General features: G+C 38.7%; 9 protein-coding genes. 5 read left to right on the top strand and 4 right to left on the bottom strand.

Going from position 1 to position 11,903, the window contains the following annotated elements; genetic code table 11:
• Nucleotides 1-32 precede the first annotated feature (32 nt).
• A complete protein-coding gene (locus D1093_RS00505; RefSeq protein WP_005774924.1) occupies nt 33-668 on the bottom strand; it encodes a thiamine diphosphokinase in 636 nt (211 codons plus the stop codon).
• Between the two features lie 96 nt (nt 669-764).
• Between D1093_RS00505 and D1093_RS00510 the strand changes: the two genes are divergently transcribed.
• Nucleotides 765-2,330, top strand: a complete 1,566-nt coding sequence (locus tag D1093_RS00510) for a M48 family metalloprotease (RefSeq protein ID WP_174767391.1) — start codon at nt 765-767, stop codon at nt 2,328-2,330.
• Nucleotides 2,331-2,697: 367 nt separating this feature from the next.
• Here D1093_RS00510 and D1093_RS00515 read toward each other — a convergent pair whose 3' ends face one another.
• Nucleotides 2,698-3,609: an RNA polymerase factor sigma-32 gene (locus tag D1093_RS00515; protein WP_005774560.1), complete on the bottom strand. Its 912-nt coding sequence runs from the start codon at nt 3,607-3,609 to the stop codon at nt 2,698-2,700.
• Nucleotides 3,610-4,188: 579 nt separating this feature from the next.
• Between D1093_RS00515 and D1093_RS00520 the strand changes: the two genes are divergently transcribed.
• The 3 genes from D1093_RS00520 to D1093_RS00530 all read left to right on the top strand — a co-directional run bounded on the left by D1093_RS00520 (nt 4,189) and on the right by D1093_RS00530 (nt 7,022).
• Nucleotides 4,189-5,772 (top strand): hypothetical protein, encoded by a 1,584-nt coding sequence (locus D1093_RS00520; protein ID WP_174767411.1) that lies wholly within the window; start codon nt 4,189-4,191, stop codon nt 5,770-5,772.
• A gap of 21 nt (nt 5,773-5,793) precedes the next feature.
• Entirely contained in the window at nt 5,794-6,135 is a 342-nt protein-coding gene (fdxA, locus tag D1093_RS00525) for a ferredoxin FdxA (protein ID WP_012232471.1), read from the top strand.
• Between the two features lie 302 nt (nt 6,136-6,437).
• Nucleotides 6,438-7,022, top strand: coding sequence for a CarD family transcriptional regulator (locus D1093_RS00530; protein WP_005774557.1), 585 nt, complete (start codon nt 6,438-6,440; stop codon nt 7,020-7,022).
• A 1,180-nt stretch (nt 7,023-8,202) separates the two neighbouring features.
• Here the strand turns inward: D1093_RS00530 and rpmF are convergent.
• Nucleotides 8,203-8,382, bottom strand: coding sequence for a 50S ribosomal protein L32 (rpmF, locus tag D1093_RS00535; protein WP_005774555.1), 180 nt, complete (start codon nt 8,380-8,382; stop codon nt 8,203-8,205).
• Nucleotides 8,383-8,824: 442 nt separating this feature from the next.
• On the opposite strand from rpmF, the gene D1093_RS00540 reads away from it, so the two are divergent.
• Entirely contained in the window at nt 8,825-9,727 is a 903-nt protein-coding gene (locus D1093_RS00540; protein ID WP_120099915.1) for a polyprenyl synthetase family protein, read from the top strand.
• Between the two features lie 202 nt (nt 9,728-9,929).
• Here D1093_RS00540 and D1093_RS00545 read toward each other — a convergent pair whose 3' ends face one another.
• Nucleotides 9,930-11,096 carry an MFS transporter gene (locus D1093_RS00545; RefSeq protein WP_120099916.1) on the bottom strand — a complete coding sequence of 389 codons (1,167 nt, stop codon included), beginning with the start codon at nt 11,094-11,096 and terminating at the stop codon, nt 9,930-9,932.
• Nucleotides 11,097-11,903: the final 807 nt, after the last annotated feature.

Here is an 11,903-nt window from a genome sequence, read left to right on the forward strand (position 1 = left end):
CCCTGCCTTATTCAAAATATATTGGAAGAGCTTTACGGAATAGGCACAGACGCTAACAATATAGCTTTTCCAGAACCTAAATGGCAAGAAAAGGTTCCACAAATACGGTTAGAAAGTGTTAAAGAAGAGCCAAATGACACATTTTTATCACAAATTGGCCATTTTACCCCTTCAAGCGTTAAGCCTTGTAAGTCAGAAAAACCGATAAGACTAAACAAACACTCTTGAGGCAAATCATACAACGCAAGTTTAGGCACAACCGGCCAACCTTCTTCCAAACCGCTTGTCAACAACACTGAAATGCCTTTCTCAGCCATCATCAATGCTTGCGTCATATGAGAAAGGCTATGATCACTTCGCTCCCCTCCCAAAGCCCCGCACAAAATCAGCTTTTTAGCCCCCTTTTGTAGCGCTCTTTCACAAGCCAAAGCACTATCTGTCATATCTTTATCAGAGGGAAAAACCTCACGCGGAACATGACTATATTTGTCGATCAGAGTCTGATCAGATGAATCAAAATCCCCTAACCACAACTCAGGCATCACGTTAAGTACTGCCGCATGACGCATCCCACCATCTGCAGCAATCACCCGACTGTTTTGAATTTGATTAAGCAAACGATCAGTGATAAAAAGATCTCCATTTAACAATATCGTAAATGTTGTCATGCCATATTTTGCCTTTTTTTTATAAACGATAACCGTGATATAGCCAAACGAATCCTTAAAGCTTCTCTTAAAAAAACACACGATATAAAGATACACATGAAATTTGCCATATTACACCGCAGAAATAACCTGCCTCGCGATCCAATACACGCCATTTTTCAACGAAATTTTCTTTTTCGCTCTCTGCCTTATAAAGCAACTTTCATCAGTTTAATGCTTCTCCTTTCAGCTTGTCACATCCCTCTTTCTCAAAATGATAGGCTCTCTTCCAGTTCTTCTGAAATAATCAAACATACTGACAATCATAATATCTATGTCACATTAAGCGCTCTGCAACACCCCCGTATTTTGCAAATGTATGGTGGCGCTTATCATGATGCAACACTTGAACGCTTTTTAGCAAAAATTATTCGTAAACTAACCATTGCCTCCCACCATTCTCCTCAAAGCTATTCTGTCACAATTTTAAACTCAGAAAATGTCAATGCATTTGCACTCCCCAATGGCTCGATCTACATCACCCGTGGTATGCTAGCACTCGCCAATGATTCTTCAGAAGTTGCGGCCATTTTAGCCCATGAGATGGCCCATATCAGAGCTAATCATGGCATTTTACGCCTACAAAAAGAAGCCCAATTAAAGAAGATGACACATCATATGTCTCCTCGTCTTTTTTCTACTATGGGCAAAAATCACAATCCCGTACACAACAAGCAACAACTTGCACAATTTTCCCGCAATCAAGAGCTAGAAGCTGATTCCCTTGCCCTCGAAATGCTCCAACAAGCAGGATATGATCCCTTTGCTTCCCCGCGCTTTCTTCAAACAATGGAAGCCTATAGTGCGTTTCAGAATATTTCTGGCACCTCAAATGCCTCCTTAGACTTTCTAGCCTCTCACCCCACCACCCCTCAACGCATTCGACTTGCGATAAAAAAAGCCCGTAAAATCAATCAACAAAATAGTGGAAATACTGATCGTGATTCTTTTCTCAAAAGCATTGATGGCATGACTTTTGGAGGAAGCTTTTACACAGGGTTTGTACGTGGCAATGAATTTATTCATCCGCAATGGCGTATCGCTTTTTCTATTCCCAATAATTTTACAATAGAACATTCCGCACAAACCGTTTGGGCGAGTGGTCCCAATAAAATTGCGATTCGCTTTGATGCCATTCCCCGTCCAGCAAGAATGTCTGCAAGTGATTATTTAAAAAGCGGGGGGATTATCGGTCTAGACCCATCATCTATCCACCCCCTCACAATTCAAGCCGCCCCCCATCAAGAACACTTAAGCCAAAATTTACTTGCAGCACAAGCCCGTGCGACTTACGAGCAATGGCAATTTGATGTGGTTGTCATTCTGTTTAATAATCATATTTTTCGTTTTCTGACGGCAGCGCCCTATAATTCTCAAAATTTTGCAGAAATTGCCCAAAAAACGGTCCAAAGTTTTCACCCTCTTTCAACTTTAGAGTTAAAAAAATTGAAACCATTAAAGATCAGTATTGTCCGCGTTAAACAAGGAGAAAATGTTGCAAACCTTGCCCATAAAATGCAACACACACCAAACAAAGAGAAACTCTTTCGGATTCTCAATGCCCTCTCACCAACTCAACAAACGTTACATGCTGGTACAAAAGTAAAAATTATCACCGAATAAGTTTTCTTTTTCATCTGGCAATCTTGATTCTTTGTCTGTCTTTAATCGCGCCCTCCTCAAGCCTATTGGCAAATGCAACCAGCCTTACCATGCCCTACGCCCCGGCAGCTACCCCCCCCCTCACAAAGTCTTTCATGGCTTCTATATCTTAAAGATCTTCTAAAATGAATGTGTCAAAGAGAATAGAGCGCAATTTCTGCATAGATCTTCTCAAACAAACATCACCCCCCAATCTTCTTCTGCTCATGAAGAACGGTTCAATGCACCCCAGAAGGAGGCGTATGGCTTGATAAAGCGAGCAATCCCTCAACCAGCTTCATCACGCCCTACGCCCCCGCACCTACCCCCTCACAAAGTCTTTCATGGCTTATATATCGTAAGCATCTTCTGAATGAACCGTAAGGAGAGCAGAACGTAATTTCTGTAAAGCCCGTGCTTCAATTTGACGCACGCGTTCTTTCGAAATTCCTAATTTTTCACCCAAAACTTCTAGAGTAGCTCCCTCTTCATTTAAACGACGAAAGCGAATAATTTCCAGCTCCCGTTCGTTGAGAATTTGTAACGCATCATAAAGCCATTGCGTACGTCGTTGACCATCAATCACTTGCTCAATTAAAGCATCAGGAAGAGGGCTCTCATCAACCAAAACATCCATCTTCGCAATGGGATTGTCACTGTTCTCAGAAACAGAAACGCTCAAGGAATTATCCGAACTGGAAAAACGAAAATCCATTGTTTCAACATCGCGTACGGAAACACCGAGCTTTTCAGCGATTGTACGAAAAATATCCTGTTTTGACAAAGCACTATCATCTTGCACCAATTTTGCGCGCAAACGCCGCAAATTAAAGAAAAGTGCTTTTTGCGAAGAACTAGTTCCCCCTCGAACAATTGACCAGTTTCGCAAAATATAATCTTGAATAGAAGCCCGTATCCACCATGTTGCATAAGTTGAAAAACGCACTTCACGATCAGGTTCAAAACGCGCAGCAGCTTCCAACAGTCCCACATACCCTTCTTGTACCAAATCCCCTAAGGGCATTTTGAAACGTTTAAAACGGTTCGCAATAGCAATCACCAGGCGCATATGAGCTGCGGCAATTTGATGCATGGCATCATCATCGCGTTTATCTTTCCATCGCAGAGCCAAATCATGCTCTTTTTGTCGTTCAAGATAAGGTGCTTGCATAGCAGAACGCATCATATTCCGTCCTAAGCTTTTGTCTGCATCGCTATAATTTTTGCTGCTTTTATAAACAGCATTTGAAAGATTACCCATAATAACCCCTTGCGATTAAAATTATCAAAATTGATTTGGTAACGACATCATTGTTATTTCTTAAAAAAGAACGCGAAAGTTGTCCACTTTTGTCTCACTACTTTAGCGTGTAAATTTATAATCGCAATTGTTTTTTTCATGATCATGGTAAAACTTCTTGTCATAAGACATAATTTCACCTGCAAAATGCCCCTACAATATGCCTTTTAGCCTATGAAATATTTGAAAAAAACTTTCTCTTCACTTTTCATGACAAAACGGCAAAAAAAAAGTGATCAAACAAAACACATGCTACTTTTTTGATGACCGATTCCATTTCCTTTTAATTTTAGAGAATCTGTTTATGCTTTTTACGCTTTCAGCTTTACATTACAACTAATAAGTGTAATCTACAAATATAAAACATCCCAACTGAATAAAAACTGAATAAAAAGCAGGCTCTAAGTTTTTAAAGACGCAAAAAGAAACATCAAAAAACGACAAGAATGATTGAAGCAAGCGCAACAAACGTGTTAAAGGAAGAACAGCATTATGGAGTTGTCGCAAAAGGCTTTTACCAGTGTCACACTGAGAAAGAAAATGATCATGGATAGCAAGATTGTTCAACAGAATGAGATTCTTCAGGATGATATTCTCATTGAGAAATACGGAAGGGGTAAATTTGAAGGTTTTCGTTTTTATGCCAACAAAAACAATACCGATCAAACAGTTGAGCAACAATGCTCAATAGAGAATGAAAATTTGATTCTTGCGTTTTCCAAACGCGCGACGCGTTTTTGTGCTTGTGCAAATGGTGATTTTACCCTCAGTTCTGATAGCATTGTGCGCTGGATTGGTCAACCTGTGGGGCAACTTGTTGCGACAGAAGATTTTTTCAAACCCAAACTGATCGTTTTAGCAGACACACAACTCATCGGAGAATCCCGCGATAACGTCATAAAACGATTAGAGCGTTTTGTAACCTTTCATTTTGAAACGGCTTTAAAGCCCCTATTTGATTTGCGCAATGCCGATAATTTGACAGATTCAACCAACAATCTTGCTTTACAACTGGTTAACGCTTTAGGGGTTTTACCCCGCCGCGAAGTTTTAGACCTTGTCAAAAACCTTGCGCAAGAATCCCGTGCTGTGCTTCGGCGTCTAGGTGTGCGTTTTGGTGCTTTTCATATCTATGTTGCCGGAATGCTTAAGCCCGCTCCGGTTCAAGCCATTACCCTTTTGTGGAACCTTCAAAATGCAGAACAAAACCAAACGGGTTTGGGTGAAATTTTTACAGCATTATCTGCTGGTCGTACCTCTTTAATTGTTGACCCTACCTATAACCGTCAATTTTATCAATTAGCCGGTTACCGAATCTTAGGACAACGTGCCGTACGGGTTGATATTTTAGAACGTCTTGCCAATCTCATCCGCCCTGCCCTTCAGTGGAAACAAGGGAGTGATTCCAAACCTGATGGTGCCTATGATGGTAAAAGTTTTTTTGTGACCCCAGCCATGATGTCCATTCTTGGAGCCAATGGGAATGATATGGAAGAAATCCTCAAAGGACTTGGCTACCAATCATACAGCATAAGCAATAGTGTTTTTGAACAAAATCTTCTTGCAGAGCAAAGCTCTTTTCCTGTGGCTGCGACAACACAAGAGGCTCGGCCCGCAGAATGCGTTGGTAGTCTATGGAAAACAATCAGAATTTCAGAAACAATACACGAAGAAACAAATACCTCATCCCTGAAGACTTTATCCTCTCATATTGCAGCCCCCCATAAAACCAATTTTTTACCAGCCGCTGAACCTATTGGAAACTTTGCCAAGCCCGCCCTCTCTAAAGCAGAAGATAAAGTTATTTTATTATGGCATTATAAGCATCAATTTCACCATCACACACAAAAAAAACGAGATAAATCTGGACATAAATGGAAAAATAAACCGAAGAGTACTGTACAAAAAGAGGGCAATGCGAATCGAAATTTCCCTCAAGAAGCATCATCACAAACAAAACGTTCTCATAAGTTCCATAAATCCCAAGACAAACGCGCAAATTATAAACCTTTTCAAAAGGAAAAGCGTTTGAACCCTGATTCACCTTTTGCGAAATTAGCTGTACTACGCGATCAACTCTCCAATCATAAAAACACGCACACAGTTTCTTCTAAAGAGCATTAAAGTAACAAATGGAGTTTGATCTTGACCCACGTAGTAACCGACAACTGCATTCACTGCAAATATACAGATTGCGTTGAAGTTTGTCCTGTCGATTGTTTTTATGAAGGTGAAAATATGTTGGTCATTCATCCTGATGAATGCATCGACTGTGGTGTTTGTGTGCCAGAATGCCCAGCAGAAGCCATTGTACCTGATACAGAACCAGGACTAGAAAAATGGTTAGAACTTAATCTTCATTATGCAAACAAATGGCCCAATTTAACCACAAAAAAAGACCCTTTACCTCAAGCAAAAGAAATGGATGGCGTTCCCAATAAACTAGAAAAGTATTTTTCAGAAAATCCAGGAAGTGGAGAAGAGTAATGATACAGTGTACCGTGCTCTCCTTCAACAATTGAAAGACTTCTCTTGTAAAAATAAAAAATCCCCAAGCGAAATGATTGATTCTTTTGAAGTTTGATGTTAGTGTTATTCTAGCATGATCATCTTTCTAAGTATTTTTCTTTGCTTTTTTATTAAAGCAATGTATTTTTTTTGGATTTAAAAGTACTCGGCTTTTATGCTCACTTAATTGGTAAATATACTTGGTTAAAGAAAACTCAACCCTCAGGTTTATAACCTGTTTTCCGATGCATTTGTTGATCATAAGGGAGTAAACTAAAATTATGGCATCCCAACATGGAACGTCCTCAAAGACTAAAGAATTTGCAACCTCTGAATATATCGTCTACCCCACGCATGGTGTAGGACAAATTATAGCGATTGAAGATCAAGAAGTTGCAGGACATAAATTAAAGCTTTTTGTCATTCATTTTGCGAAAGATAAAATGGATGTCAAAGTCCCTATTGCCAAAGCCCTTTCCGTTGGAATGCGTAAATTATCTGCTGGAGATTCCGTCGAACGCGCGTTAAAAGTTTTACGCGGAAAAGCACGCGTTAAACGAACCATGTGGTCCCGCCGCGCTCAAGAATATGATGCTAAAATCAACTCAGGAGATCTTATTTGTATCGCTGAAGTAGTCCGTGATCTTTTTCGCTCTAACCTACAGCCTGAACAATCCTACTCTGAGCGTCAACTTTATACCGCTGCTCTTGAAAGAATGGCCCGCGAAATTGCGGTTATTAATAGCCTTTCTGAAACAGAAGCGATTAATCTCATCGAGATGCACCTCTCCAACAAGCCAAAACGCGAATTTAAAACTGAAAGAGAAGAAACAGCTGAAAACAGCGAAGCTGTCTACGCTGCATAATACACTCTATACACTCTTTCATAACAACAAGATATTTTGATAAAACCAGCTTTTCGCTGGTTTTATTTTTTTATAATCCTCTGTATTCTCAAGAATAAAGTTTCTTCAAGCACCAATCAACACTCTAACTTTTCGACAAATCACAATCGCCACCGCTTCATGTGTTTTACTTCATAGCGAGCTCATTGACTCATCATTATATTATAAGATATCATTTTTATCTTCAATCATCAGTCTAAATACAGGAAGCTTCTCTCCCATAAACCATTCAAATGTCCCCTCACACATCCCATGTAATTCAAGATATTTATTTATAAAGATAATTTATCATTTTGTCTTATATTGAATTAAAATCTCGACTATCGTAAGATTCTTTTATTTCCAACCTATTCCATGTTGAATCAATTAAAAACACTCGCTTACCCATTACAAGCGGAGAGGTTGCGTGAGTAAAAACTTTACAAAAAAAGCATATCTCTTATGAACCGCTTCAAAAGTCAAAAGCTATTTGCACACCCACGAGCTCGCAAAGTGTGACAGCGCTCGCTTGCACTTTTATGCAGCTTAAAGGCAAATAAATTTTATATTCTTTCATGGGGCTTTATCATTATACCCTTCACGAAGTACTGTCGCGAAATGGTCTGAAAAGCACGCTGAGAGAGATATTTTTAAAAAACGCGTAGATGTACAACACCAGTATATTCGATTTGGAGCGTTTTATTTATATGATGGCTGTAATCTTCATCAAAGAACAAGAAAAGCATGAAACAAACCATCATCTCCATTCTTTAAAAGACACTGCACACAAACCATCCTTTATTGTCTCTCAAGAAAACAAAAAAACACCCCACCCCAATAGAATCATCTTTTTACGAAAAAACCTTACCCTCTATTCTAGGGAATAGCAAAAAATGCACGCTCAAGAACGCACATTCACCCATAAATCAAAAGAAACTTAACCAGCACAGACAGAGAGATAAAAGACTAAAGCCTTAATCCCTAAAACGGAACGTCCACGATACATTTTCGCTTTCAAGTCAATAGGCCGTTTTCAAATCAATAGCATGAGAGCAACGCCAGGTCACCTCGACAGCCATCTTAAAATGCAAATGCACAACTCGAGAGCATGCATTCACCAAGAAATCAAAGGAAACCTAAGCATAGAAGAGAGATAAAATACTCAATCCTTAACCACTAAAACGGAACGTCCACGATACATTCCCGTTTTCAAATCAATGTGATGAGGGCGACGCAACTCACCAGAATTTTTATCCTCGATATAAGTCGGCGCCTTCAGAGCATCAGCCGAACGGCGCATGCCCCTCTTCGCTGGAGAGGTTTTTCGTTTAGGTACAGCCATAAAAAGACACTCCAAATCCATTAAAACAGAAAAAGCAATGTCAAAAATGACAATGCTTCATTTAAAAACACCATAAAATTTGAGGGCATTATATACTGATAAAAAAGAAGAGGCAATGTCAAAATGATCTTCCTCTTAGCAAAAATAACCTTTCTTTTATCAAAAAGGATGTCACAATGAGCAAATGAAGAGCAAAAGCACCACAAAATTTATGCGTTTTATACACCCATGAAAGTATTTTCATAAGGCTAACATTTAATTTTTTATTTGGCATTATCTTATTGAGCTTTAAAAGGGATTTGCGCATACAGTAAAGATACGCATAATAAAGAGAAATTGATTTTTAATAACAACCTACGCCTATTGATGAAAATAAGAAAAAGCAATAGCCTCTCTTTTTGAACATCATCATTTCATTTTTGTAAAAACAAAGGAAGCAAGAATGCACGAATTTACCACCCTTCTTGCAAAACATGGTCAAAGCGTTGAAAGTCGACTGAGAACCTTGCTCAGTGATCACATCCAAACTGGTGAAATTGCACGCCCTGAAAACCTCATCAAAGCCATGCGCTATGGGGTGCTAAACGGTGGAAAACGCTTGCGACCTTTTCTTGTGATTCAAAGTGCTGCACTTTTTGATATCCCTGTAGAGCATTCGCTTGATATTGCATGTGCCTTAGAATGTGTTCACTGTTATTCGCTCATTCACGATGATCTTCCAGCCATGGATAACGATACCCTCCGACGTGGAAAACCCACCGTCCACATAGAATTTGATGAAGCAACAGCAATTCTAGCAGGCAATGCTCTCTTGACATTTGCCTTTGAAATCATTGCCCATAAAGCCAATGCGCTGTCTACAGAGATGAGAATAAAATTGATCACAGCACTTGCAAAAGCATCAGGACTTTGTGGTATGATAGGTGGTCAGATGCTTGACATTGAAGCAGAAAAAAGACCACAAGAAAGTACTGACATCATCACCCTACAACGCATGAAAACAGCTTCTCTGATAAGCTTTGCTTGCCAAGCAGGCGCCATCATTGGCAATGCGTCAGAAGAATTATTAACAAAGTTGACGGCTTTTGGAATCTACCTTGGTCTAGCCTTTCAATTAACGGATGATCTTCTTGATGTTACTGCCAACACACAGACTTTAGGAAAAACCGCTGGGAAAGATGAAACAGCACAAAAGGCAACTTTTGTTCGCCTTTATGGCATTGAAGAAACAGAAAAAAAGCGAGATTCCCTCATCACAAAAGCAGAAGCCCTCTTACACCCTTTTGGTATCAAAGCACTCCCTCTCCAACAAGCAGCTCGCTTTAGTGCAACACGCAAAAATTAACGTCATCCGCCCTATTACATTCCGCTCTATTGTACACAGCCTACACCATCCTTTTTGTTAAATCTCCAAGAGATTTTTTCAAAAATCTTACCATTGATCTCCATGATATTATTGGTCCCATCATTCAATGGATATGACAAACCTTGAAGAGGTCCATTAAAACAAGCACATGAATTTATAAAACACACGTGTAATAATAATCTCATTGAAATTTTTTGCGTGTTTCTTCTAAAAAAAATACTGCCAATAAGTAAATCAATAAATAAAGAGCAAAAATATAAACGAGAGAGAAAAAGCCAAACCTATTGACCATAGAGGCACTCATGTAAAAAAACACCAAGAGACTCAATCTTCCAACAGTTGACAAGAAAGACTCATATGTAGCCCTGAAATGATCACTAATACGATCATGGAGAATAACTTCCACACGAAGATAGGTATACTTAATGAGATAAAAAATCATACAGACTAAAATGACAGCAATTTCTTTTCTTGGTTCAAAAAAAGCGACTGTAAAAATCATGGAAACTGAAAGAAATAGCAATAAAACAAAATTTATTGTCTCACTGAGTTTTGTAAAGAGAAAACTAGCCAGAAGCTGCGAGAGCAAGATCAGTGAAAATGTCACACCAAGATCAAAATAAGTGACATGAATATGATGATCTTTAAAGATCCACTGCCAATATTGCGAAAATATATTGAAAAAAATCAATGAAAAATAAAAGCATAAAGAAATGTAAGGAACTTTAACAAAAATAGAGACCATCTCTTTAGCTTCACAAATGAGAGAATTTTTCTGAAGAGCATTTCCATGACTTGGTTTTCTCTGTCCTTTGAGGTCATCAAGACAAAACAAACCAAAGAGTGTTGTCATCAACATTAAAAATACCGCAATATACCATATATATTGGCTCGAATAATCAGCAAAATAGGCGCCAATCAAACTAAATATAAACATGCCAACGTAATTATATTGAGAACTTAATCCCAGCACTTTTTTAGTCGATGTCAATTTTGCTTTTGCGTATTGCACAAGTAAAGCATTATAAGCCCCCGCAATCAATGTCAGTGACAAGGCATTAAAAGACTCTGCTAAAAGAAAACCGTAAAAACTTGTAGAAACGCCCATAAGAAAGAGCCATGTAGCAGCAAAAGCCGCCGCCAAGACGATCGATATTTTATAACTTTTTCGATCGGCAAAATACCCCAGAGGAATATCGGTAACCATTATAATAAAAGCCTGAAATGACTTAATGATCCCGATATCAATAAGCGTTAAGCCTTTTTCAAGCATATAAAAGACAATAAAGGCGCCTGTTAAAATTCTTATACCATTAAATAAAAAGCCAAAGGCTAATATATTTGTCATGCATTCCCCCAATAACGCCCAAAAAAGGTACCCCTATACATCATTTTAGATCAATACAAAAGCTTACATTTTACAACAAATGAAGCCATAACCACCGTACAGATCTCCAGTCCTATCACTTTGATATCCGGAAAATGCTCGAAAATGACGGAAGAATGAATGAATCATGTTTTTTCTATAATTGGACATTTTTCAAAATGCGTCAAATATCTCACTGCTTCAAGAATCGCCAAAGAACCAGCAACAATATCTATGGATCTATCACACTATTCATAGAGTTTTGCTTAATATTCTCAAAAAACTCAAACGCATCGATATCGATCATAGGCTTTTGATTCATAGCATGCATAACGGCTGGTTTTTCTTGAGATCATAAGCGGTCCAATAGCTTTCACCATAGCCAAAGCAGCACATAACAATATTTACAAAAAGTATTCATTGTTTTGCATATCGAATGAGCATCCTGAATATTGTAAGATTCTTTCATTCTAAAGCTGTTTATGTTGCATCAAAATCTTTTACACGCCACATTTTCCACGTCACAAGCGGGAGAGCCCACGTGGAATAAAATAATCCCATAGGGAATAAAAAATAGTTAAAGTGTGGAGCAAAAATGCCTCTTATGGTCCGTCTCAAGTATTAAGAACTATATGGAAACAGACTCCCACGTGCGTGATACTAAGTGCGTGATATTGCCGGTTTGCGCTCTTTTATTAAACTTAAAAGGTGTTCTATAAGTTTTATACACTTCACGAGAACTTTACCATTATAGCATTCATAAACGCTATTGAGAAATGGGATGCCTTA

Source organism: Bartonella kosoyi (assembly GCF_003606325.2).
Taxonomy (GTDB): domain Bacteria; phylum Pseudomonadota; class Alphaproteobacteria; order Rhizobiales; family Rhizobiaceae; genus Bartonella; species Bartonella kosoyi.